General features: G+C 68.3%; 19 protein-coding genes and 2 riboswitches. Of the genes, 12 read left to right on the top strand and 7 right to left on the bottom strand.

Annotation, left to right across the window (positions count from 1 at the left end):
* Nucleotides 1–212: 212 nt before the first annotated feature.
* Nucleotides 213–605 carry an SCO5389 family protein gene (locus O7597_RS05005; protein ID WP_269737944.1) on the top strand — a complete coding sequence of 131 codons (393 nt, stop codon included), beginning with the start codon at nucleotides 213–215 and terminating at the stop codon, nucleotides 603–605.
* 104 nt (nucleotides 606–709) lie between these two features.
* On the opposite strand, the gene O7597_RS05000 is transcribed toward O7597_RS05005, so the two are convergent.
* The 4 genes from O7597_RS05000 to O7597_RS04985 all read right to left on the bottom strand — a co-directional run bounded on the left by O7597_RS05000 (nucleotide 710) and on the right by O7597_RS04985 (nucleotide 5,041).
* A complete protein-coding gene (locus O7597_RS05000; RefSeq protein WP_269737943.1) occupies nucleotides 710–1,957 on the bottom strand; it encodes an MFS transporter in 1,248 nt (415 codons plus the stop codon).
* Between the two features lie 27 nt (nucleotides 1,958–1,984).
* Nucleotides 1,985–2,791 (bottom strand): ABC transporter ATP-binding protein, encoded by an 807-nt coding sequence (locus O7597_RS04995; RefSeq protein WP_281582134.1) that lies wholly within the window; start codon nucleotides 2,789–2,791, stop codon nucleotides 1,985–1,987.
* On the bottom strand, nucleotides 2,791–3,774 hold the full coding sequence (locus O7597_RS04990; RefSeq protein ID WP_281582133.1) for an iron chelate uptake ABC transporter family permease subunit: 984 nt from the start codon (nucleotides 3,772–3,774) through the stop codon (nucleotides 2,791–2,793). The genes O7597_RS04995 and O7597_RS04990 overlap by 1 nt, the downstream gene beginning before the upstream one ends.
* A gap of 127 nt (nucleotides 3,775–3,901) precedes the next feature.
* Nucleotides 3,902–5,041, bottom strand: a complete 1,140-nt coding sequence (locus tag O7597_RS04985; RefSeq protein WP_281582132.1) for an ABC transporter substrate-binding protein — start codon at nucleotides 5,039–5,041, stop codon at nucleotides 3,902–3,904.
* A 16-nt stretch (nucleotides 5,042–5,057) separates the two neighbouring features.
* Between O7597_RS04985 and O7597_RS04980 the strand changes: the two genes are divergently transcribed.
* The 7 genes from O7597_RS04980 to O7597_RS04950 all read left to right on the top strand — a co-directional run bounded on the left by O7597_RS04980 (nucleotide 5,058) and on the right by O7597_RS04950 (nucleotide 14,626).
* Nucleotides 5,058–6,482, top strand: coding sequence for an alanine racemase (locus O7597_RS04980; protein ID WP_281582131.1), 1,425 nt, complete (start codon nucleotides 5,058–5,060; stop codon nucleotides 6,480–6,482).
* Nucleotides 6,483–6,511: 29 nt separating this feature from the next.
* Complete coding sequence (locus O7597_RS04975) at nucleotides 6,512–7,489, top strand: ornithine cyclodeaminase family protein (RefSeq protein WP_281582130.1); 978 nt, start codon at nucleotides 6,512–6,514, stop codon at nucleotides 7,487–7,489.
* Nucleotides 7,486–8,640, top strand: a complete 1,155-nt coding sequence (gene hisC, locus O7597_RS04970; protein ID WP_281582129.1) for a histidinol-phosphate transaminase — start codon at nucleotides 7,486–7,488, stop codon at nucleotides 8,638–8,640. Before O7597_RS04975 ends, hisC begins: the two co-directional genes overlap by 4 nt.
* On the top strand, nucleotides 8,637–9,665 hold the full coding sequence (locus O7597_RS04965; protein WP_269737936.1) for a cysteine synthase family protein: 1,029 nt from the start codon (nucleotides 8,637–8,639) through the stop codon (nucleotides 9,663–9,665). Before hisC ends, O7597_RS04965 begins: the two co-directional genes overlap by 4 nt.
* Nucleotides 9,666–9,787: 122 nt before the next feature.
* Nucleotides 9,788–11,524: an ABC transporter ATP-binding protein gene (locus tag O7597_RS04960; protein ID WP_269737935.1), complete on the top strand. Its 1,737-nt coding sequence runs from the start codon at nucleotides 9,788–9,790 to the stop codon at nucleotides 11,522–11,524.
* Nucleotides 11,525–11,619: 95 nt separating this feature from the next.
* A complete protein-coding gene (locus O7597_RS04955; protein ID WP_281582128.1) occupies nucleotides 11,620–13,323 on the top strand; it encodes an ABC transporter ATP-binding protein in 1,704 nt (567 codons plus the stop codon).
* A gap of 82 nt (nucleotides 13,324–13,405) precedes the next feature.
* A complete protein-coding gene (locus O7597_RS04950; protein WP_281582127.1) occupies nucleotides 13,406–14,626 on the top strand; it encodes an ATP-grasp domain-containing protein in 1,221 nt (406 codons plus the stop codon).
* Nucleotides 14,627–14,819: 193 nt separating this feature from the next.
* Here O7597_RS04950 and O7597_RS04945 read toward each other — a convergent pair whose 3' ends face one another.
* Entirely contained in the window at nucleotides 14,820–15,395 is a 576-nt protein-coding gene (locus O7597_RS04945) for a DUF5134 domain-containing protein (RefSeq protein WP_269737931.1), read from the bottom strand.
* 85 nt (nucleotides 15,396–15,480) lie between these two features.
* Here O7597_RS04945 and O7597_RS04940 point away from each other — a divergent pair, with 85 nt between their 5' ends.
* The gene (locus O7597_RS04940; RefSeq protein WP_269737930.1) at nucleotides 15,481–16,917 is read left to right on the top strand and encodes a PepSY domain-containing protein; all 1,437 of its coding nucleotides are present in this window, start codon (nucleotides 15,481–15,483) and stop codon (nucleotides 16,915–16,917) included.
* Nucleotides 16,918–17,147: 230 nt separating this feature from the next.
* Here the strand turns inward: O7597_RS04940 and O7597_RS04935 are convergent, their stop codons facing one another.
* Nucleotides 17,148–17,705 carry a helix-turn-helix transcriptional regulator gene (locus tag O7597_RS04935; protein ID WP_269737929.1) on the bottom strand — a complete coding sequence of 186 codons (558 nt, stop codon included), beginning with the start codon at nucleotides 17,703–17,705 and terminating at the stop codon, nucleotides 17,148–17,150.
* A 76-nt stretch (nucleotides 17,706–17,781) separates the two neighbouring features.
* Here O7597_RS04935 and O7597_RS04930 point away from each other — a divergent pair, with 76 nt between their 5' ends.
* Nucleotides 17,782–19,404 (top strand): FAD-dependent oxidoreductase, encoded by a 1,623-nt coding sequence (locus tag O7597_RS04930; protein ID WP_281582126.1) that lies wholly within the window; start codon nucleotides 17,782–17,784, stop codon nucleotides 19,402–19,404.
* A gap of 237 nt (nucleotides 19,405–19,641) precedes the next feature.
* Here O7597_RS04930 and O7597_RS04925 read toward each other — a convergent pair whose 3' ends face one another.
* Complete coding sequence (locus O7597_RS04925) at nucleotides 19,642–20,088, bottom strand: acyl-CoA thioesterase (RefSeq protein WP_269738701.1); 447 nt, start codon at nucleotides 20,086–20,088, stop codon at nucleotides 19,642–19,644.
* A gap of 181 nt (nucleotides 20,089–20,269) precedes the next feature.
* Nucleotides 20,270–20,486: riboswitch (cobalamin riboswitch) on the bottom strand.
* 156 nt (nucleotides 20,487–20,642) lie between these two features.
* Nucleotides 20,643–20,789, top strand: a riboswitch (cobalamin riboswitch).
* A gap of 98 nt (nucleotides 20,790–20,887) precedes the next feature.
* On the opposite strand from O7597_RS04925, the gene O7597_RS04920 reads away from it, so the two are divergent.
* Nucleotides 20,888–21,931 (top strand): peptidase, encoded by a 1,044-nt coding sequence (locus O7597_RS04920; protein ID WP_281582125.1) that lies wholly within the window; start codon nucleotides 20,888–20,890, stop codon nucleotides 21,929–21,931.
* A 31-nt stretch (nucleotides 21,932–21,962) separates the two neighbouring features.
* A complete protein-coding gene (locus O7597_RS04915) occupies nucleotides 21,963–22,457 on the top strand; it encodes a hypothetical protein (RefSeq protein WP_348650791.1) in 495 nt (164 codons plus the stop codon).
* Nucleotides 22,458–22,489: the final 32 nt, after the last annotated feature.

Genomic DNA, 22,489 nt, shown 5'->3' with positions numbered 1-22,489 from the left:
GGATCCGGTCGGCGCGGGACCCTCACCCACCGGGTCTCGCGCCGACCCTCCGGCCGGCTGACTTCGCCGCCAGCGGCCACCGCCATCCAGCCAAGCACGGCCAGCTCGCTCCGCTGCGGCCCACGCCGCCATTGACGCATCGATCGTGACATGGTGTGCTCATGCCGCGACGCCAACGACAATCGTGGGCGTTACTGTGTGTGAGGAGAAGTATGTCTCTCACCGTGTCACCGGGCCTGTTGCGCGCCGCAGAATCGGGACCTGTCGATGATGAGGAGTTCGTGGCCTGCGTCCGTGAATCGTTGCCGTACGCCTGGCAGGTCGTCAGCCGCGTGGCGGCCGACCTGGAGTCGTCGGACGTCGACTTCGCCGACAACGTCGTCCCACCGCCGAGCGAGGCCGAACGCGGCCAACTCCTACGCGCCCTGGCCAGCGACGCCATCCGGTCCAGCCTGGAGCGCCACTTCGGTGTCAAACTGGCCTTCCAGAACTGCCACCGTGTCGCGGCGTTTCGGCTCTCCGCCGTTGACTCCGACGCCTACCGCCGCTTCGTCTCCGTACGGGGCCAGTTGCTCAACCAGTCTCCTGAGCTGCGCGACTGTTGAGCCGGACACCGCCCGGCAAGCGGGGCCGTGACGCGGAGGTCTTGGAACGACGAGCCGGTAGCCGGCACCGGGCCTCGATCACTCTCGCCCGACGAGGCCATTGATTACTGCAGTCTTGCGTTCGACTTGCCGTGGCTCGCCGAGAAGCCTCGGGACGAGGGAACCACCGCCGCCGCCGCTGGAGCGGCGAAGCACACCACCGCGCAGACGGCCAGAACCACGGTTGCGCCAAACTGGTCGATCGCGGGTGCGATGAGCGCAAGACCGACCGGTGCGAGTCCGTAGGAGAGCAAGAAATCGAGTGAGGACACCCGGGCGAGTTTGGCGGGCTCGACCTCGCGTTGGGTGGCGGTGAACCAGGGAACGTTGAACAGCTCGATGCCGATGCCGGCGAGCACATACGCGGCGAAGATCACTACGGGGTTCACCGGCAGCAGCAGGCTCAGCGGCACGAGTCCGTAGAGCGCAAGCCCGGCCAGCGCGGACCAGCCCTGGGCCCGGGGCCGCCATCTCGCAATGATCATGGCACCGACGAGGGCGCCGATCGTGTAGGTGGTCATCGCGGCCGCCAGGACGGCCTCGCTGCCGAAGCGGTCCCGGCTGACCAGTGGCAACACCACGAAGGTGGCCGAGTACCCGGTGGCGATCACCGCAGTCAACGCGGCCAGGCCGGCAACGAACCAGGGATGCCTACGGGCTTCGCGCAATCCGTCGGCGAAGTCGGCCAGAATGTTCGGCCTGGTGGTCGAAGGTGGAGGCGAATCGTTCCCCGGGGGAGGAACCAAAGCGGCCACCAACCACAGGGCGCCGACGCCCCACAGCAGCACCGGCGTGGAGACGGCTACGGCCAGTAGCGCGGTAAGCGTCGGCGCCACCAGGGTGGTGACCCGGACCGCGAGGGTGATGGCGGCGTTGGCCTGTTGCCGCTGTGGCTCGGCGACCACCTCGGCGGTCAGTGCCTGGAAAGCTGGGCGGCACGCGCCCTGACCAGCGCCCATTACGAACGCCGCGGCTGCGGCCACCAACAGCGACCGCTCCAGACTCATCGCCATCACCGGCGTGGCGAGGGCGGCCGTCAGCCCGGACCAGAGCACCGTCTTCCTCCGGGAGTACCGGTCGGCCAGCACACCGGCGACCGGCATGGCGGCGACAAAACCCACTGTGCGCGTGGCCAGGAGAACTCCGAGCCCGACGCCGGTCAGCGACCGGTCGAGGACTGCCAGACCGAGGATGAACGGCAGTGCCCACGTCGCCACGCCGGAGGCCATCGTGCCGGTCCAGAGCCGGACGAAGGACGGGCTTCGCAGCAGGGGGGTCGGCGCGGGAGTGACCGCCACGGCGTTGTCAAGCATGTGTACGTTCTCCAGTCACGGATGACGTCAACCCGCGATGGCTGTCGCGTCAGCTGTTCGCGGGGCGGTGGCAGCCAGGTAGGTGATGCGGAGAGTGCCCGCGGTGGGCTCACGGTCGACCAGTACCTCAACGCCGTATACCGATCTGATCAGTTCGGTGGTGAGCACTGCCGCGGGCGTGCCGGCGGCAAACACCTGCCCGTGGTCGAGGACGACGACGTGGTGGCAGTAGCGTGCAGCGAGATTGAGGTCGTGCAGGGCGACGACACAGGTGACCCTCAGCGATCCGAGCAGTTCGAGCAGTTCGAGCTGGTAGCGGATGTCGAGATGGTTGGTGGGTTCGTCGAGCAGGATCTCCCGGGGCTCCTGGGCGAGGGCACGGGCGAGTTGAGCGCGTTGTTTCTCGCCTCCTGACAGGGTGTGCCAGCTCTGGCGCTGCTTGTCGGTGATACCGACCCGTTCCAGTGCCGCATCGATGATCCGCTGATCGTGCTCGGTCAGTGCGTCGAAGCGGCCCCGGAACGGTGTGCGGCCGAGCTCGACGACCTGCCGGACGCTGACGTGGTTGTGGGCGGTCACGTCCTGCTCGACGACGGCGAGCCGCCGGGCGAGCACCCGGCGGCTCAGGTCGCGCAGGCTGGTGTCGTCGTATCGGACGGTGCCGGTGTCGGGGCGGCGCAATCCGGCGAGCAGGCGCAGCAGTGTCGACTTGCCGGAGCCGTTGGGGCCGAGAAGCCCGACAACCTTTCCGTCGTGAGCGGCCATCTCGATGTTGTCAAGCAGCTGATGACCCTTGACCGACCAGGAGATTTCGGTGGCGTTGATGCGGCCCATCAGGACTCCAGACGCTTGAGGACCAGCGCGAAGGCCGGCGCGCCGAGGAGCGCGGTGATGACGCCGGCGGGCAGTTCATGTGGCGTGAACGCCGTTCGGGCGAACGTGTCCACCCAGATGAGCAGGATGGCGCCGACGACCGCCGACAGCGGAAGCAACGTGCGGTGCATCGGGCTGACCAGGATGCGGACCGCGTGCGGGACGAGCAGGCCGACGAAGCCGATCGCGCCGGAGGCGGCCACGGCGGCCGCCGTGATGAGAGAGGTCAGCACCATCAGCCAGATGCGGACCGCTGTGACGTTGACGCCCAGGGCTGTTGCGGAGTCCCAGCCGAAGGTGAAGGCGTCCAGGGAAGGCGCGAAGAAGAGGATGGCCACCACCCCGGCCAGGATGATGACGGCGGTGAAGTCCACTCCGTCCCATCTGGCGCCCGCGAGGGTACCGAGCAGCCAGTAGGTAAAGCCGCGGGTGGAGTTCGCATCCCCGCTGATCATGAGGATGAGCGAGGTGACAGCGGCGAAGAACTGGGAGACGAGCACACCGGTGAGCACCACGCGGGTGGGGCTGGCGACGCGTCCTCCACCGAGCAGGAGCAGCAGCAGGCCGAAGGCGAGTAGACCGCCGATGAAAGCTCCGGTTGACAGCGACATGCCGCCACCGATCCCCAGAAGGATGACGGCTACCGCTCCGGTCGAGGCGCCGGAGGAGACCCCCAGCAGGTAGGGGTCGGCTAGCGGGTTCCTGGTGATCGCCTGCAGGACCGCTCCCGAGACGGCCAGTGCTGCGCCGACGAGCGCGGACAGCAGCACGCGCGGGAAGCGTGACTCCCAGATCAGCGCGTCCAGCAATCTCGGCAGCGGCGGGTTCGGGGCGATCTCGCCCAGGCCGATGTGCCGCAGGATCGTGGAGACGACATCAAGAGCGCTGATGTTCGCACTGCCGAACAGGGACGCCGCGATGATCGACGCCAACAGTCCGACCATGGCTAGGAGGATGATGGCCGCCACCGAGGCGCGCCGCAGACGCGATGGCGCCGGCTTGGAGCCGGTGATCGGGTTCGAGGCGCGCCTAGCGGCTTTGTGCAGGTTCGTCGTCATGGTCGTCGGCCGCTCACCGGAACTTGTTCAGACCTTCGACCAGGGCGGGAACCATTTCCACACTGCCGTAGGAGGGGTCCATCTGGGCGCCGGGGATGGTGATGAAACGGTCGCCTGTCACCGCGCCGAGCTTGCTGGTGAGCGGGTCCTTCTTGAGCAGGGCGATCTTCTGCGCCGCGGTGTCGTTGGGCTCACCCCTGGTCAGGTCGGCCAGGATGATGACGTCGGGATTCCGGGCGGCGACCTCGTCCCAGCTCACCTCGGCCCACTTGGTCTTCGCGTCGTCGAAGATGTTCTGCACCCCGACGAGGTCGGAGACGTGCTGCGGCAGACCGCCGGGACCCGCTGCCCAGGGAGTGCCGTCGTAGGTGGAGTAGAACCACAGCACCTTCAGCGGCTTGTCCTTGTTCTTCAGAGCGCCCATCGCCTGCTCCACCAGGGCCCTCTGTTCAGCCGCCAGCTTCTCCCCGGCATCTGGAACACTCATGATCTTGGCCAGGGCGCGGTACTCGTCATACAACATGTCGAAGTCCGCGTCCGGCACGCTGACGTGGTAGCTGCAGTCGAACTCGGTCACGTAGGTTGCCACGCCCAGGTCGTGCAACTGCTTGCGATCGCCGGCCTGCTCTGCGGTGAGGAAGCTCCCGAAACCGCTGTAGACGAAGTCCGGCTGCGCCTCCAGCAGCTTCTCGTGCTTGACCGGCTCGCCGCGTGGACCCAGTTGCGGGATCTTCCCGTAGGGTTCGGCCATCTCGGCCGGTGGCTTGTAGATCTCGTAACCCGATCCGACGACCCGGTCGCCCACCCCGAGTTTGATGAGGATCTCGGCTGCCGTCTGGTTCAGCGTGACGACCCGTTGTGGCGCCGCTTCGAAGGTGACGTCGGTGCCGCAGTTCTTCATGGTGAGCGGGTAGGTCGTTCCACCCGGCGCCGCTGACGCTGCCGGAGCGGGCGCGCCGGAGGGCTCGCCGCTCGAACACCCCGCGAGGACCAGCATCACCGCAGCAGTCATGACTCTGATACCCGTTGTCGTTTTCATCGGTGGCAGGCTAGCAGCCCGCGCGGCGGCAGCGAAGGGCCACGGCGGGCAATTCCATTCAGGACGACAACGACGGCACCCCTCTGTGAGGTCATCAGGGGGAGCGACCAACATCGATCGCCTATTGCACATGGTTATCAAGTCTAGTAGACATGGCGAGGTGACCACGTCGCAATCAGTAACTGAGCCGATGCTGAGCGAAGTCCACCCCTTCGCGCTCACCGCCCTTCGGCATCCCACGGTCTCCACGCTTGTGGATGGCCATCGAGCCCTGCTTGCCGAACTCCTGGACGGCCTGGGTTCACCGCTGCACGTCGTGCTGCCGGAGGTCTTCGAAGAGAACATCGCGGTGCTTCGGCAGGCGTTCGCCGAGACGGGCGCTGACGTCGAGATCCTGTTTGCCAAGAAGGCGAACAAGGCCGACTGCTTCGTCCGGTCGGCCGCCGCCGCCGGCATCGGAGTCGACGTCGCCAGCGCCGCCGAACTGGTCAAAGCCCTGGCCGGTGGAGTGTCCGGACACCGGATCGGCATCTCCGGCCCGGAGAAGGACGACACTCTGCACTCTCTCGGTGTCCAGCACGACTGCCTGGTCGCCGTCGATTCGGTCAGCGAACTCCGCCGGCTGGCCGCCACCGCGAGAGTCGCGCATCGACAGGTGAGAGTGCTGTTGCGGGCTCGGACCGGGAGCCAGCCGGGAAGTCGCTTCGGCATGGCCGCAGCCGAGCGTGACGCGGCAGTCGATCAGTGTTTGGAGCTCATCGAACACGTGAGCCTCCGCGGATTCTCGTTCCACCTCAACGGCTACTCGCCCGAGGAACGGGCGGCGGCGGCGAACGAGATGATCGGATACTGCCTCGACGCCAAGCGGCGCGGCGCACAGGCCGCCGACCTGGTCAACATCGGCGGTGGTCTACCCATGCGCTACGTCGATCCGCGGCTCTGGGACGAGTTCCTTCAGCACAACGAGCCGGCCCACTACCACGGGACCAAGACGTCCAGGGGCCTGCACTTCTATCCGTACGGAGGACTGCCCACCACCGAGGCCGCACACATGATCATGAACCATCCCGTCGACGGCGACGAGAGCCTGTCGGCGAAGGCAGTCCGCAACGGGATCCGTTTCATCGTCGAGCCGGGCAGGTCGCTGTTGGATCAGGCCGGCTTCACCGTGTTCCGCGTGCAACAGGTCGAAGACCGGCGCGACACCGACGGGTACGCCATCGCCACCGTCGCGGGCAACAGCCTGAGCCTCTGCGAACAGTGGTTCAACACCGACTATCTGCCGGACCCCATCCTGCTCTCCGCCCAGTCTGTTGCCGACGAGGAGTTCCCGGCCTGCGTCGCGGGCTCGACCTGTCTGGAGAACGACATGGTCACCTGGCGCAAGATCGGGTTCGCCCGGCCGGTACGCCCCGGTGACCACCTCGTCTACCTCAACACCGCCGGCTACCACTCAGACTTCCTCGAATCCCGGTTCCACGACACGGCGCTGCCGTTGAAAGCGGTCCTCCGGCTCGGTCACGGATCACCGCGCTGGCGACTGGACGGAATCTGAGCAACCTCGACACGAAGGAGAACCCGCGCATGTCACAGAGCTACGCCGCCCCCGGACAGCTGTGGTTGCTGCCGCAGTCGGAGCAGGAAGGGCTGAATTTCGACTACCGGCAGGTACTCGAGGTCGTCGAGGGCGCCTACCGCGCTCTGCGGGAGAACGGGTCGAACAACCCGGTCAAGACGGTCATCGAGGACCCGGACGATCACTCGCTCAGCTACTCGATGGTGGCCCGGGACGGCGGCACCAACACCGTGTGTTTCAAGGCCGTCTACGAGTTCGACCCGAGCCGCCGCCGCGATGACTACCGGTTCCACTCGTTCATCTTCATCGCCGACGACACCACCGGGACGCCCATCGCACTGATGGACGTGGTGAAACTGGGGCCGTTGCGGTCTTCGGCCAGCAGCGCGTTGTTCGCCCGCGCGGCCTGCCCGGACGCTCGCACCGCCCTGGTCATCGGCACCGGCGTTCAGGGGCAGATGGCCCTGCCGATGCTGGTCGCGGCGCTTCCGAATCTGGAGCGGTTGCAGGTGTGCGGCACCTATCCCGACGGTCTACGGGCCGTTCAGAACAGTGTCGACGGTCGGGAGGTGGAGATCGTGGACGACCTCCAGAAAGCCGCCGGCGAAGCGGACATCCTGATCGGCGCCTCCGGTCTGTCCGTGACGAAGGTGGTCCAGCGCGACTGGGTCAAGCCCGGATCGATCTCCGTCCTGCTCGGCTACGGCGTACACGACGTGTTCCACGGCGCCGACTACCGGATCGCCACCGACATCACGCAGATGAAGGTCACCTGCGGCAAACTGCGAGGCCCGGACGGGAGCCTGCCCCCGATCGACGGCGAGCTGCCCGACATCCTGCTCGGCCGGACACCGGCTCGACGTGAGTCCGGCGATGTGGTCTTCGCCTACAACAGCGGGATGGCGGTCACCGACGCCGCGCTCGGCCGGTACATCGCCGACCTCGCACTGGCGGCCGGGCGTGGCCAGCGGGTCGATTTCTGGTGAGCGCGGTCGAGGCCGGTGCCGTCGCGGCGGCGACCTCGGCATCCGTGGTGCGCCGGGTGGTGGCGGGCCTGCCCGCCTACGATCCCGGCGCCGACCCGGATGCGGTGGCCGCCCTCAGCGGCACCGCCCACGCGATCAAGCTGTCCAACAACGAAAGCCCGTTCGGCTCCTCGCCGGCGGTGGTCGAAGCGGTACGCAGGCGTCTGGACCGCGGCGTCTCCCGGTATCCCGACCCCACCGGAAGACGGCTGGCGGAGGCTGTCGGGGAGCGCCTGGCGGTACCTGTCGAGCGCGTCGTCCTCGGCAACGGTTCGGAGAACATCCTGGAGATGCTGTGCCAGGCGGTACTCGATCCGGGCGACCTCGTGACCACTCAGGCACCGGGCTTCAGCCTGCACGAGATCTTTCCCCGCATGGTGGGCGCGCGGGTCGAGAAGGTCCCGGTCACCGCGGAGTTCGGGTTCGACGCGTCCGCCTGGCATGACGCGCTGGCCGCGGGCCCGAAACTGGTTTTCCTCGCCAATCCCTGCAATCCGACCGGTGCGATGCTCAACGTCGGCGAGTTGGAGCACCTCGTGGCCGAGACCCCGGAGTCGGCTCTGTTGGTGCTCGACGAGGCGTACTGCGAGTTTGCCCGACCCGACCCGGGCTATCCCGACGGGCTGGCGGTGCTGCGCGAACAGCCTCGGCCGTGGATCGTCCTGCGCACCTTCTCCAAGGCGTACGGCCTGGCGGGTATCCGGGTGGGATACGGCGTCGCTTCCGACACCGCCCTGGTCCAGGCGCTGGACAGGGTTCGCGCACCCTACAACGTCAACCAGCTGGCTCAGGACGCGGCCATCGCCGCGCTGCGTGACCACGCGCACCTGGCGGAGACCGTCCGCCGGACCGGCCTCGAGATCGCTCGGGTCACGTACGGGTTGCGCGAAGCGGGCTTCCGCGTAGCACCGTCGTCGGCCAACTTCGTGTTCATCGACACGGGGTGCCGCTCGGACTGGGTGGCCCAGGAGTTGCACCGCGTCGGGATCGTCGTCAAGGCCTGGCGTGAGCCGGGGTACGAGAACTTTATCCGAGCCTCATTGTCGCTTCCCGAGGACAACGACGTCTTTGTGCGTTGTCTGATGCGAATCTGTGCGAAGGGTGAGCAATGATCAGGGACAAGGTATCCGATCTGATCGGGCGGACGCCGCTGCTCAGACTGTCGGTATCGGGCGGGGCGGGAACCGTCCTGCTCAAGCTGGAGCAGTACAACCCCACCGGTACCGCCAAGATCCGGATGGCCAGGAACATGGTGGACGAGGCCGAGGAGCAGGGGCTGCTAGCCCCCGGCGGGTGGCTGGTCGAGGCCACCTCCGGCAACACCGGGATCGGCCTCGCGCTCATCGCCGCTGAACGCGGCTACAAGTTCACCGCCGTGGTGGACAACCATTCCAGTGTCGACAAGCTGCGCGGGATGCTCGCCTACGGCGCCGAGCTGCTGAACGTCGGTGGAGACGACAATGGACTGGCCACCGCCGAACGGTACGCCACGGCTCGCCGGCTCGCGGCCGAGCAGGGTGCGTATTGCACCTCGCAGGACAGTAATCCGGGGAACCCGAACGGTTACCGGCCACTCGCCCGCGAGTTGTACGACGATCTGGGCGAGGACATCCACTACCTGTATGGGGCTGTCGGCACCGGGGGCTCGCTCTGCGGCACCGGTCGTGTCCTGCGGGAGCGCATCCCGGAGCTGAGGATCGTCGGTGTCGAGCCGGTGGGCTCTGTGAATTTCGGCGGGGAGGAGGCTCCGTACCACCAGTCAGGCACCGGGACGCCGGTGGTGTCGGAGATCTGTGACACCCTCGACTACCGCTTGATCGACGAGGGGATCAAGGTCAGCGACTCGGAGGCCTTCGAGACCTGCCGTTACCTGGCCCGGAATTTCGGCATCCTCGTGGGCGGCTCGGCGGGGGGCGTGGTCTACAAGGCGCTGGAGCGTGCGCAGAGCGTAGGACCGGGGACCACCATCGTCGCACTGGTGTGCGACGGCGGTGAAAAGTACCTCGACACTGTCTTCAACGACGAGTGGATGGCGGCCAACGGCTTGTTTGACGCGCAGGTCGTCGACCGACTCGCATCGATGCTGCGTCGCGCCCCGGCCGACCGAACCGGACAGACACCCGAGCAGGTGCACTAATCAAAAGCGTGGCTTGTCGCCTGAAAGGATAACGGTTTCCGTTATCGTAAGCGACGGTAGGGCCGACTCACGAGGGCCGGTTTCCTGCGGTCGGGTGATCTCGTCAGTGTGGAGGTGTCGGCGTGTGGTCGACGGTGAAGTTGTTCCTTGGCCTGCGTCCGCGGTCATGGGTGGAGATCGCCGGCCTGGTCGGGCTGATGTTGCTGGTGACAGCGACCTATGTCGGCCAAGGCCTGATGATCGCGGACCTACTGTCCACGGTCTTCTCGTCGGCTGACATCGCCGGCCTGGCGGCGCCACTGGTCGTGATCGGCGTGCTGCAGGTGCTTCGGATCGCGCTGATCGTGGCGCGGGACTCGTGGGCGCCGCGGGTGTCGGCCCGGGTGAAGGGGGCGGTGCGTGAAGGACTGACGCTGAAGTTGATGGAGATCGGTCCCGGACAGGCTCAGCGGATGCGTACCGGCGACCTGCAGTCGACGCTCGTGGACTCCGTGGAGTTGCTCGATCCGCTGCTGAGTCGATTCGTCCCGTCGGTGCTGGCGTCGGTGCTGGGTTCCTGTCTCGCTTCGATGTACGTGATAGCGGTGGATCCGGTAGTGGGTCTGGTCGTGCTGGCGTGTGCGCTGCTTGCTCCGTTGTCCAAGTTGGCCGGGGAGAAGTCGATCAGGGAACGTGGCAGCCGTTGGACGGTCTCCTACCGAAGCATGTACTCGGAAAGTCTGGACGCTGTGCAGGGGATGGCGACACTCAAGGCATTCAATGCCAGCGGCCGGCGCGGCCGAGAGTTGATCGAACGCGGGGAGGCATTCTGCCGTGACTCCATCGGGCTGATGGTGGCCTGGTGCGGCACGTCCAGTATCGGCGCGCTGATGGTCCCGATCGGCACCACGGCGGCGGTGGGCCTGGGCGCCTGGCACGCTGCCACCGGCTCGGTGAGCGTCGCGGGATTGTTCACGATTCTGATGCTCACCCGCGAGACGTTCCGGCCCATGACCGAACTGGAGGCGGCCTACCACTCGGCCTACTACGCCATCCCAGCCGGCCGCGCGGTCGCCGACGTGCTGAATCTGGAACCGGTGGTGAAAGACACGGCAACCACGGCACCGGAATGGCCCTGCGATCCTCCGGGCCTGGAGTTCCGCGATCTTCGATTCTGTTACCCGACCCGGCGGGCACCGGCACTGGACGGGTTCAACCTGGTCATAACGCCGGGCGAACGGGTGGCCATCGTGGGGCGCTCGGGGGCGGGTAAGAGCACCATCATCGGGTTGCTCATGCGCTACTTCGACACCGACGCGGGGTCCATCCGCATCAATGATCGCGACATCCGGGAGCTAGCCCTGCGTAACCTGCGATCGATGATCGGTGTGGTCTCACAGGACACCTACCTGTTCCACGGCACCGTTCGCGACAATCTGCTCCTGGCCAGACCCGACGCCACCGACGAGGAGATCCGACGCGCGGTGACCGCTGCACAGGCCGCTGACTTCATCACCCTCCTGCCCCAGGGCCTCGACACTGTCGTCGGCGAACGCGGCCTGAAACTGTCCGGCGGCGAGCGGCAGCGCATCGCGATCGCGCGTGCGCTTCTCAAGGACGCTCCCGTGCTTGTGCTCGACGAGCCGACGTCCAGCATTGACGCCGCCAATGAGGCGGAGATCACCCAGGCTCTCGGTGACCTGACCCTCGGTCGGACGACGATCATCATCGCGCACCGGTTGTCCACCGTGCGCGGCGCAGACCGGATCGTGGTGATGGAGTCCGGCAGGGTGGTCGAATTCGGCAGTCACCCCGACCTGGTGGCACGCAAGGGCCTCTACGCCGAACTCGTCGCTACCCAGGCTGGTGCGCTCGCATGACCTTGACTGTCCACACTCATTCCCACGACCACGACCACGACCACGACACGGGAGACGGGCACGGCCGGTCGCTGATCACCAGGCTGAGGAGCCTGATGCCCCTCCTGGGCGAGCACCGCCGGCTCATCCTGGTGGCCTATCTGGCTGGCGCGCTGCATCAACTGCTCCTGCTCGCCTCATCCGGCATCGGCGCCTACGTGGTGGCACGAGCCGCCACGGGAGCCCCGCTGGACCAGCTCACCGGCTGGCTGATCGCACTCGTCGCCCTCATCGTGCCGCTGGTCGTCCTGAGCATCGCCGACAGCACCTACGCCCACATCGCTGCCTTCCGCGCACTGGCCGACACCCGGGCGAAGGTGTACACCGCCTTCGAACGGCTCTCGCCCGGCTACATGCTCGAACGGCGTTCCGGCGACCTCGGCTCCGCCGCAGTCGCAGACGTGGAACAGATCGAGCTGTTCTTCGCCCACACCCTCAGTCCGCTCGCGGTCGCGTCGACCGTGCCCGTGGCCACCACCGTCGCACTCGGCTGGTTCCACTGGTCGCTGGCCTGCGTCCTGGTTCCGGTGCTGGTACTTCTCGCCTCAGTACCGGCATGGTTGCGGCGTCAGGCCGAACGACACGGACACGAGCTACGCGACTCGCTCAGCCAGATCAGTGCCGACAACACCGACACCTTTCAGGGACTCCGTGAACTGGTGAACTTCGGCGCACACTCCCAGCGACTCGGGCTGCTCCGCAAACAGAGCGTCCGGCTGGCCGAAGCGAAGTCCGCGCACGGACGCCGCAGCGGCATCGAGTACGCCGCCACAGACACCATCGCACTGCTGGGAATACTCGTGGTGCTGACCCTCGGCGCGTGGCTCGTCGTCGCGGGGGAACTCGACCGCGCTCTCTTCCCGGTCGCCGTCGTGCTCGCGGCGATGGCGATGCTGCCCGTGCTGAAGGTGACCGAGGTCGCGCGTGAGCTGTCCGTGGTGGCCTCGTCAGCGGACCGCATCAACACGTTGCTCGACGCACCCGCCCCTGTCTCGGACCTGGTCAACCAACCGCCCGAGGGCCCGATCGTGCCGCATGTGCGCTTCGACGCTGTCACCTTCGCCTACCGCAGCGACCTGACTCCCGCAGTACGAGATGTCAGTTTCGAGATCCGCCCCGGCGATACGGTCGCCCTGGTGGGGCACTCCGGCGCAGGGAAGTCGACCTGCGCCAACCTGCTGCTGAGGTTCTGGGACGTCACCGCTGGATCGATCTCGGTGGGCGGACACGACGTTCGCGACTTCCCGCAGGAGGACCTTCGCCGACTCATGACGCTGGTTCCGCAGGACACCTTCCTGTTCAACACCAGTCTGCGGGAGAACATCCGTCTCGGCCGCGCCGACGCCTCCGACGAGGAGGTCGAGGCTGCCGCGCGGGCCGCCCAGGCCCACGAGTTCATCACGACACTGCCGGACGGCTACGACACCATCGCGGGTGAACTCGGCGCGCTCATGTCCGGCGGTCAACGGCAACGGATCGCGATCGCACGGGCCCTGCTCAAGAACGCCCCGATCCTGGTCATGGACGAGGCGGTGTCAAACCTTGACGCCGCGAGCGAACAGGCGGTCAACCAGGCGATGAACGAAGCCCGGCACGGCAGGACCACACTGATCATCGCGCATCGGCTCTCCACCATCAGGACGGCCGACCGGATCGTCATGCTGTCCGGCGGACGAATGATCGAGACCGGAACCCATGAGGAACTCGTGGCCGCCGGTGGCGCGTACGTCGACCTGCTCGCCTCGCAACTCGAGGGGTGAGCCCTCTTCGACGTGACCGGGGCCCGCCGACTCGGCGGAGACCGATTCATCGCCCGAAGCTCTCGCGACGTAAGGATCCATCATGCCCAAGATCCTGATTCTCGGTAGCGGACGTGACCTGGACCGCGAGCACAAGCTCGCATCAGTCGCCGCCGAGCACGACGTGGTGCTCGCCCAGGAGTCTCCGGCGACCTGGGAGATCCGCTACGCCGACTCCGTACACCGGATCGCCGCCGACGACCTGACGTCCGTGCTGCTACTGGCTCGGAAAGAGTCCGTGGACGCGGTGCTGACCTGGGAGGAGGACTGGATCGAGACCGCCGCGGCCACCACCAGCACGCTGCGGCTACCCGGTCATCCCGTGCCGTCGGCCCGCGCCTGCCGGGACAAGCACCGGCTGCGCCAGGCATGGGCCGCCGCGGGGGTGCCGTCGGCTCAGTCAGTCCTGGTCACCGACGAGGTTCAGGCCCTCCGCGCCGCCGCTGAGCTGGGGTACCCGGTCGTGGTCAAGCCGCGTTCGGGGACCGGCGGCACCGGGGTGCGGCTGGTTCGCAGCCCGGCGGATCTGGCCCGCGCCTATGCCGGGGCGGCCGGCGCCGACGGCGCTCTGGTGCAGGAGTACCTGGACGGGCCGCAGATCAGCGTCGAGTCAGTTCTGGTACACAGCGGCCGGTTGCAGGTGGTCGCGGCCGGAAGCCGGCACGCCGGACCAGGGCCGGGACTCGCGACAGCCAGCCGACTGATCTCAGTTCCTCAGCAGGCCGAGCACCTGGCCTCGGTACGCCGTGCCGTCGATGCCGCCCACGCCGCGCTCGGGCTGTGCGAGGGCGTCACCCACACCGAGGTACGGTTGACCGCCGACGGACCCCGGTTGATCGGGCTCAACGCCCGGCTCGGTGGTGACCTGATCTCCCGGCTGGTGCCCTTGGCCACCGGCGTCGATCTGGTCGCGGCGGCGGTCGACACGGCGCTCGGGAGACAACCGCGGCTGCGGCACATGCGGCGACGTACCGCCGGAATCATCTTCCGTTACGGTGACACCGTCGAAGACACCGTACCCACGAGCCGACCCGCTCGGCTGCCCGACGGTGTCGAGTCGCTGTGGACGGCGCCGGAGGCTCCGACGGCCCGATTCGGCGGCCGAATCGGGCATGCCATTGTGGTGGCCGACGACTACACCACCTGCCAGGTCCAGTTGGAAAAGGCGTACGCGGCGCTGCTTCCGGACTTCGGGTCGGCGATTGCGGTCCTTCCCGGCAGCGAGCCGTCGGCCAGCATCTCGGACGGAACCCTGGTCACCTGAGCGAAGGCGGGGTGCTGCGGCCTCCAGCCGTAGGTGAAGGTCCACCGGGATCACCGGCGGAGGCAGGGCGTACCTTCGTGTTTCTGCTCCGGCCGCGAGTGGTCGACGCGAGTCCTGCGTTCGGCGGCACTGAGTGGTTCGCCGGTGACGGAGCCCGTCGTGGCGTCGTCGCGGGCCGAGTCCAGGCGACACCTCACACGTTCATGAGTAGCAGCATGGTACCCATGCCGGCGGCCATGACGGAGTAGCTGAGCGAGTGCAGCCGGTGGCGGGACGCCGTCATGGTGCGGTACAGCCACCACAGGGCGGTGGCGGCGGCGAGTACCACGAAGGCGATGTTGACCGTGTCCGCCCACGCCGGTGTCGGCACGGGTACTCCGCCGGAGGCGCCGCCGCCGTGGGAGTGCCCGCCGCCTGCGCCGCCGGTTCCCAACTCGGACATGAGTGTGGGCATGGCCGCGAGCATCCAGATCATCGCCACGTCCATCGCGGCGTGACTGACCAGATCGGCTCGGTCCGATGCGTGCCGGGTGCGTCGGTAGGCGGGTAGCAGCGCGAGGGCGAGGATCGCGAAGACCGCGATCTGTGCCCAGGCGACCGCGCCCTCCACCATCACCCAGACCATGAGGATCATCGCCGCGCTCATCACGCCGTGGTTGATGCCGACCAGTTCCTCATCGGAGAAGGGCTGGTCACGGGAGACCGCCCGGCGGCGGACGACGAGGTCGGCGACGCAGACGAGACCGGTCAGCAAGAAGACGACCGTCAATACGGGAACCCATGGGGCCTCAAGCACGACTACAACTTAGACCATGTGAACCGGGCGACCGGCGACGCTTGAAAGGCCCACCTCGATGACCGTCTCAGAGACCGAAGCGCCACCTCCCGCGGAGACGCCCGCGCCTACCGCGAGAGTCCGCAGGACGAAGTGGTTCGCCGCGTTCTGGCGCTGGCACTTCTACGGTTCGATCATCGTCATCCCGGTGCTTTTCGCCCTTTCCGTCACCGGCATGATCTACATGTTCCGCGACGACGTGGACTCCCTCACGCATCCCGGGGTGCTGAAGGTCTCTGTGGTCGAGGGTGCCCAGAGGGTCGCATTGTCCGCCCAGGAAGCGGCTGTTCGCGCTGAGTTCCCGGATCGTTCGATCCTGTCCGTTCAGGACGGCATCGGCGACCGTACCACCCTGTTCGTCGTCGCCGCCCAGGAGAACGGCAGCACCACGAACGTGTACGTGAACCCCTACACCTCCGAGGTCACCGGCGCGCTCAGCCAGGACCAACTCGTCTCCACCTGGGCCGAGCGCATCCACGGTGACCTGCTCATCGGCGACGGCGGCGTGGGAGACCGGATCGTCGAGCTCGGCGCCTCCTGGGGGATCGTGCTGACGATCACCGGGTTCATCATCTTCTTCCTCGGCCGGAAGGCCCGCAGCGGCGCCCAGGCCAAGGGCAGACGCGGTGCCCGGGTCCGTGGCTGGCACGCCATCGTCGGGCTCCCCGTGGGCCTCGGCGTCCTGCTGCTCGTCATCTCCGGCCTGCCGTGGACCGGCTTCTGGGGCGCCAAAGCGTCGGAACTCGCCGCGCACGGCAACATCTCGCTCTGGGGCGAGGATCCCGGTGCCGAGTCCACCATCCGGCAGCAGATCGAGAACAGCGACGGCCAGTCGGCGCCCGCCGGATGGGCCTCCGGCAACGCGCCGCAGGGCACCAGCACCGGCGCCGGCACACCGATCTCGATCGACAAGGCCGTCGCCACGGCGCAGGCACAGGGCGCTCCCGGGCCGTACCTGATCATGTACCCCGAAGGCGAAACGGGCGTCTTCAGCGTGATGAGCAGCCAGTGGTACAACGTCGGCAACCCCGCCGAGTCCGACGTCACCCAGGAGACGACGGTCCACGTCGACCAGTACAGCGGCGAGAAGGTCGGCCAGTACAGCTATGCCGACTACAGCGCCATGGCCAAGGTCGTGTCCCACGGAATCGCCCTGCACGAGGGACGGCGTCTCGGCGTCGCCAACGAGATCCTGTCCACGCTGTTCTGCCTCGCCGTGATCTTCATGTGCGTCACCGGACCGATGATGTGGTGGACCCGCCGCGGCACCGCCTCCGGGATGGCCGCACCCCGCGGGAAACTTCCGATCTGGGGCAACTGGCTCCTGCTCGCCGCGATGGCCGTCCTCGGCGTGTTCCTGCCCCTGTTCGGTCTGTCGCTGCTGGTGATCCTCGCGCTGGACCAGCTCCTGATCCGCAGGATGCCGGCCCTCAAGAGCTTCTTCGGCACGGTGTGAACCTCGGCGACGGCCCGGCCTGGTCTGTCCGGCGTCACGTCAGACACTCCTGGTCGTCCCTCTCGATGGTGTGCAGCCACTCGACGTGGCCGGTCCGCTGGCTGCGTTCGCGGTGGCTGCACACTTCGTCGAGTGCGTAGGGCGGGCCGCCCAACGTCGGAGGTGCCGCGTCGATGAGGGCGCGGCGTCATCGGCACGTCCTGCCGGTCCCGTCCTGCCCGGTTTCAGGCTCACTGGTGCAGATGCGCGCGCTGCCCCTCGCGGTCGAAGATCATGATCAGCTCGGCCGGCTCGTCGAGTGCTGTCATCGAGTGTGGTGTCATCGTCGAGAACTCGGCTGCCTCGCCCTTTTCGACTTCGATCTGCCGCTCGCCGAGCCACAGCAGCACCCTGCCCTCGAGTACCAGGAACCAGTCGTACCCCGGATGGACCCGCTGGGCCGGCATCGTCGCCTCGGGCTCCAGGCGGATCTTCATCGCCATGGTGCGCCCGTCGACGCGGCTCAGCGGCCACGTGGTGCGCGAGCCCGAACGGTGCTGCACGGGGCGGATCACCACGTCCTCGTCGCTGGTCGCCTCGAAGAGGACGTCGAGGCTGACCTGTAGCGCGTTGGCCAGGGGTACGAGCACGTCGAGGCTTAATGTCCGTTTGCCCGTCTCGACCCGGCTGATCGTCGACGGGCTGAGATTGGTGCGTTCGGCGAGTTCGTCCAGGGAGTAGCCGAGCGTGGTGCGGATGCTCCGCAGCCTTGTGCGCGCCAGATGTTCCACGTCACTGCGGTCGTTCATCGCCCCAGCATGTGGGTGTCTTGCGGATCTCGCAAGCGGCCTGTTAGATGCCGCCAGTTGTTCCTACGCTTGACGCATGACAGACCCTGCCCACGGAGCCTCCGAACACCCACCGCACCAGAGCATCGTCCGCAGGTGCGATGTCGCCGTCATCGGCGGATCAGCGGCCGGTCTGGCGGCCGCGCTGCAGCTCGCTCGTCAGCGACGCTCGGTCATCGTCGTCGACGACGGCACGCCGCGGAACGCGCCGGCGGCGCACATGCACGGCTACCTGGGACGTGAGGGCACCCCGCCCGAGGCGATGCGGGCCATCGGGCGGGAGGAGGTCCGTAGCTATGGTGGCAACGTCCTCACCGGCCGTGTCCTGGCGGTGCGGAAGGAGGACGACGGATTTCACCTCGCCCTCTCGGGCGGGCACGGCCTCGTCGCTCGCCGGGTACTGGCCGCGACCGGCATCGTCGACGAGCTTCCCGAGATCGAGGGCCTCACTGAGCGTTGGGGTGCTCAGGTGTTCAACTGTCCGTTCTGCCACGGCTGGGAGGTCCGCGACCTGCGGGTCGTACAGATCGTCACGACGCCGATGGGACTGCACCCGACCCAGCTGATGCGGCACCTGACCGACCAGTTGACCGTGGTGCTGCATGACGCCACGGGGATCGACCCGGCCGCGGTGCAGACTCTCGTCGCCTCCGGGGTCCCGGTGGTCGAGAGTGCGGTGCGCCGGGTGTCCGACGCCGACCCGGACGGGTCGCTCGCCGTCGAGCTCGCCGACGGCCGCAGCCTGCCGGCCGACGCGGTCCTCGCCGGTGCCCGGTTCCGTCCCCGGGTCGAGATGCTCGCGGGGCTGGGCATCGACACCACCGTCCACCCCAGCGGACTCGGTGACCTCGTCGCGGTCGACGCCACCGGACGTACCAGCGTGGCGGGCGTCTTCGCCGCCGGGAACCTGACGGACCCGAGCGCCCAGGTCCTGCAGGCCGCGGCGAACGGTAGCTGGATCGGCGCTCAGATCGCCTTCAGCCTCGCCGCCGAGGACACCACGGCGGGCGTCCGGCCCTCCGGCGTCGCGATCGAGTGGGACGGTCGCTACGGGGATCAGGAACGCGTGTGGAGCGCCAACCCGAACGGCACGCTGGTGGCGGAGGCGACGGACCTGCCGCCCGGCCGGGCGCTCGACGTCGGCGCGGGTGAGGGAGCCGACGCGCTCTGGCTGGCCGAACGGGGCTGGCAGGTGACCGCCTCCGACGTCTCCGGCAGGGCACTGGACCGCATCCGGGCCGAGGCGGAACGTCGCGGGCTCGACGTGCGTACGCTGCACCGCGACGCCAACGACCCCGCCGCCTTCGCCGACGAGACCTACGACCTGGTGTCCCTGCAGTACGGTTCGTTCCAGCGCACCCCCGAGCAGCGTGGACTGCGCAACCTGCTCGACGCCGTGGCGGTCGGTGGGACGCTGCTCGTCGTCGGCCACGACCTGACGTGGCTGCAGCAGCCGTCGGACCCCGCCGAGCAGACCCCCATGTACGACCCGCAGGCGTACGTCGGCATCGACGACATCGTCGCCGAGATCACGGCCTCGGACGACTGGCGCATCGACGTGAACGAGACCCGCCCGCGCCCCCCGGGAGCGATCAGCACCCACCACGTCAACGACGTCGTGCTACGCGCCGTCCGACTCGACCACCGCAAGGAGTTGTAAGGCCACGCCGAAGGGGTCAGTCGGCGGCCAGTCGCATTAAGAGCGCGACGAGCACGACTGCGCAGACCTGGTTGACGCGCCGTGACCAGCGGCCGTCAGCCATCCGTCGGGCGAGGCGTCCGGCACCTGCGCCGAGGGCGATATCGACGGTGACCTGCACTTTATGAAGACGGCGCCGAGCAGAACCGGTTGCCCGGTGGGGGTCACGCGAGGGCTGCCGTGGAGAGTCCGAGCATCTCAGGACTCCTCGGTGCCGTCGAGCAGGGCACGGCGCAGGGTCAGCCGGTGTTCGCGGCGGATCTGTGCCTCGCGGTAGCGGCGCCGGTCTCCGTCGGTCTGGGGTAGCAGCGGCGGCACCGGGCGGGGTTGGCCGTTGTCGTCGACGGCGACCATGACGAGGTGGGCGGTGGCCACGTCGGTCGGTGGTACGGCGCGGTCCCAGCGGTCGGCGGTGACCTTGACGGTGACCTCCATGGAACTGCGACCCGCCCAGGTGATGCGGGCGTCGACGTGTACGACGTCGCCGACGCGGACCGCGCGCAGGAAGGCGGTCTCGTCGATGGCGGCGGTGAGTGCCGGGCCGTCGGAGTGCCGGGCGGCGACCACTCCGGCGACGGAGTCGATGAGGTTGAGGATCCGGCCGCCGTGGACCGTACCCATCAGGTTGGTGTGGTGCTGGTCCATGATCTGCGACAGGGTCAGGTGGGAGGCTGACGGTGGTCGGCCGGCGAGAGTGGTCGTGTAGTGCACGGGTGTCCGTCCTCGGGGAACAAGCCACCGACCCGTAGGCGCGCACGTCGAGGAGCACGCCGTTGCGGCGCGTCACCCGCCCGACCCGCCCGCGAGGTCGACGGCAGCGCACACACCTTGTGTCCGCAGCGCGGGCAGGTCTTCGGACTCGTGGGCGGTGCCGGACTCGGCCGGTCTCCTACTGGCCGTCGCTTCCCAGGCCTTGCGGCCCAGTGCGTGGTGACGGCTGTCGTTCCCACTCACCGCTGCGGGGCAGTCCCGGACTTTCACCGGGTCCCTCTTGCGACGCCCCACCGGTAACGGTCGGGCGAACCAGCGCCGTCGGCCACCCTATCCTGACCCGGTCCGACGACCGTCCGGCCCGGGTACCTGCGGCGAGTTGCCCCATCACTCCGACGCCGAGCGTCGGCCCGTGGCCGCGATCGCCACGAACCTCGCCGCCACGACCCACCGTGTGCGATCGGTAGCGGATTGACAGTGGCTGTGGGAGCAGACGAGACTGGCGCGACAACTGAACAACCGCGTGTGTGTGCGGGGGAAGTCCGGTCGAAGTCCGGCGCTGGCCCGCAACGGTAGGCCGCCGGGAGCATCCCTGGTGGCGAGCCCGAATACCTGCCGCACCCGCGATTTCTGCTCCCCACCCGTCGTGGCCCACGGGTCGGAGGCCGGCCAGCCGCGCCGTCGCCGGGCGGGCCGGGTTTCTGACGACCGCCGGGCCGGAAAGGCGCGTCCGATGGTCGTCCGCCTGAGCCGGCACCGCCTGCTCGCCCTGCTTTGCGGTGTGCTCGCCGCCCTCACTCTGACCACACCCGTGATCGCCGCGCCCCCGCAGGCCGGCACCGTCCGATCCGATGCGGCCGCGGGCTGGTTGGCCCGACAGCTTGTCGACGGGGAACGCTTCGAGGCCGTCTTCGACGGGGTCGCGTACCCGGACCAGGGGTTGACCCTGGACGCGGTCTTCGCGTTCGCCGCCGCCGGTGTCGCCGACGACTTCGGCGCTCGAGCCCTGGCCTGGGCGACCCGGCCGGACGTGCGTGACGGGTACATCGGTGACGGCACCACTGAGGCGTACGCGGGCGCGACCGCCAAGCTCGCACTCGCCGTCGCGGTCCGCGGTGGTGACCCGACCGACGTCGGCGGTGTGGATCTCATCGCCCGGTTGGAGTCGCTCCAGGACCCGGGTGGCCGGTTCACCGACCGGTCGGCGTGGGGTGATTTCAGTAACTCGTTCAGCCAGTCCTTCGCGATTCTCGCGCTGGACCGGACCGCGCAAGGTGTGCCGGCGGTTGCCGCCGGTTGGCTGGCGGGTACCCGGTGCCCCGACGGCGGCTATCCGCTGCTGCCCGCGCAGCCGGTCTGTGTGTCGGATGTGGACGTCACGGCCGTCGCGGTGCAGGCGTTGCGGGCCGCCGGTCGTAAGGCTGATGCCGCCGCAGGGCTGCAATGGCTGCTTTCGGTGCAACGCGCCGACGGTGGGTTCACCAACGCGGGTGGGGTCGCGAACGCCAACAGCACCGGGTTGGCAGCTCAGGCGCTGCGTGACGGTGGACGGCCGCTGGCCTGGGCCCGGGCCCGCGTGTTCCTGGCCGATCTTCAGGTCGGGTGTGCCGCCCCGGTCGCCGACCGGGGCGCTGTCGACTTCGACGGCGGCGTCTTCGATCCCGGTACCGCCCCCCGCGCCACCGCGCAGGCTGTTCTCGGTCTGACCGGCACCGGATATGCCCGGCTCTCCACTGTCACCGCGACCGCCGGCGCACCCACTCTGCCCTGCCGCTGACCGGCCGGCAGATTCCGTCCCACCAGAAGGAGTGCTCATGTCGCAGGTCTATGATCCCGTCCGTCGGTGGCTGGCGAGCATCGCGGCGGTGGCTGTCGTCGCCGTCGGGTTGATTGCTGTCGAGCCGTCTCCACGGGCCGCGCAGGCCGCCGCGTGCACCGGGACGTCGGGGGTCACCGTGGTGGTCGACTACGGTGCGCTCGGCGGCGGCGTCCAGGTGGCGTGCGCGCTCGGTGACCCGGCCACGGGCCTGGCCGCCCTGCAGGGTGCCGGCTTCACGGTGACCGGTACGAAGCGGTGGGGGTTGGCGTTCGTCTGCCGGATCAACGGAAAGCCGACCGCCGCGACGGAGCCGTGCATCAACACCCCGCCGGCCAGCGCGTACTGGTCGTACTGGCACGCCTCCGGCAGCGGCGCCTCCTGGACCTACAGCACGTTGGGGGCGACCAGCTACAACCCGGCCCCGGGCACGGTCGAGGGCTGGTCCTTCGGCTCCGGCGCGGCACCCAGCATCACCGCCCCCTGACCTGCGTGTACCCTTCACGAGCCGTGGACGTG

Origin of the sequence: Verrucosispora sp. WMMC514, assembly GCF_027497295.1 — a bacterium.
Lineage (GTDB): Bacteria > Actinomycetota > Actinomycetes > Mycobacteriales > Micromonosporaceae > Micromonospora > Micromonospora palythoicola.
The sequence above is the reverse complement of the archived record's forward strand: the minus strand, read 5'-3'. Positions and strand labels throughout refer to the sequence as shown.

Bases quoted from the DNA above. Each gene is read 5' to 3' on its own strand.
- O7597_RS05005 (WP_269737944.1), top strand. From the start codon at position 213: ATGTCTCTCACCGTGTCACCGGGCCTGTTGCGCGCCGCAGAATCGGGA.
- O7597_RS05000 (WP_269737943.1), bottom strand. From the start codon at position 1,957: ATGCTTGACAACGCCGTGGCGGTCACTCCCGCGCCGACCCCCCTGCTG.
- O7597_RS04995 (WP_281582134.1), bottom strand. From the start codon at position 2,791: ATGGGCCGCATCAACGCCACCGAAATCTCCTGGTCGGTCAAGGGTCAT.
- O7597_RS04990 (WP_281582133.1), bottom strand. From the start codon at position 3,774: ATGGTCGGACTGTTGGCGTCGATCATCGCGGCGTCCCTGTTCGGCAGT.
- O7597_RS04985 (WP_281582132.1), bottom strand. From the start codon at position 5,041: ATGTTGGTCGCTCCCCCTGATGACCTCACAGAGGGGTGCCGTCGTTGT.
- O7597_RS04980 (WP_281582131.1), top strand. From the start codon at position 5,058: ATGGTTATCAAGTCTAGTAGACATGGCGAGGTGACCACGTCGCAATCA.
- O7597_RS04975 (WP_281582130.1), top strand. From the start codon at position 6,512: ATGTCACAGAGCTACGCCGCCCCCGGACAGCTGTGGTTGCTGCCGCAG.
- O7597_RS04965 (WP_269737936.1), top strand. From the start codon at position 8,637: ATGATCAGGGACAAGGTATCCGATCTGATCGGGCGGACGCCGCTGCTC.
- O7597_RS04955 (WP_281582128.1), top strand. From the start codon at position 11,620: ATGCCCCTCCTGGGCGAGCACCGCCGGCTCATCCTGGTGGCCTATCTG.
- O7597_RS04950 (WP_281582127.1), top strand. From the start codon at position 13,406: ATGCCCAAGATCCTGATTCTCGGTAGCGGACGTGACCTGGACCGCGAG.
- O7597_RS04940 (WP_269737930.1), top strand. From the start codon at position 15,481: ATGACCGTCTCAGAGACCGAAGCGCCACCTCCCGCGGAGACGCCCGCG.
- O7597_RS04935 (WP_269737929.1), bottom strand. From the start codon at position 17,705: ATGAACGACCGCAGTGACGTGGAACATCTGGCGCGCACAAGGCTGCGG.
- O7597_RS04930 (WP_281582126.1), top strand. From the start codon at position 17,782: ATGACAGACCCTGCCCACGGAGCCTCCGAACACCCACCGCACCAGAGC.
- O7597_RS04925 (WP_269738701.1), bottom strand. From the start codon at position 20,088: ATGGACCAGCACCACACCAACCTGATGGGTACGGTCCACGGCGGCCGG.
- O7597_RS04920 (WP_281582125.1), top strand. From the start codon at position 20,888: ATGGTCGTCCGCCTGAGCCGGCACCGCCTGCTCGCCCTGCTTTGCGGT.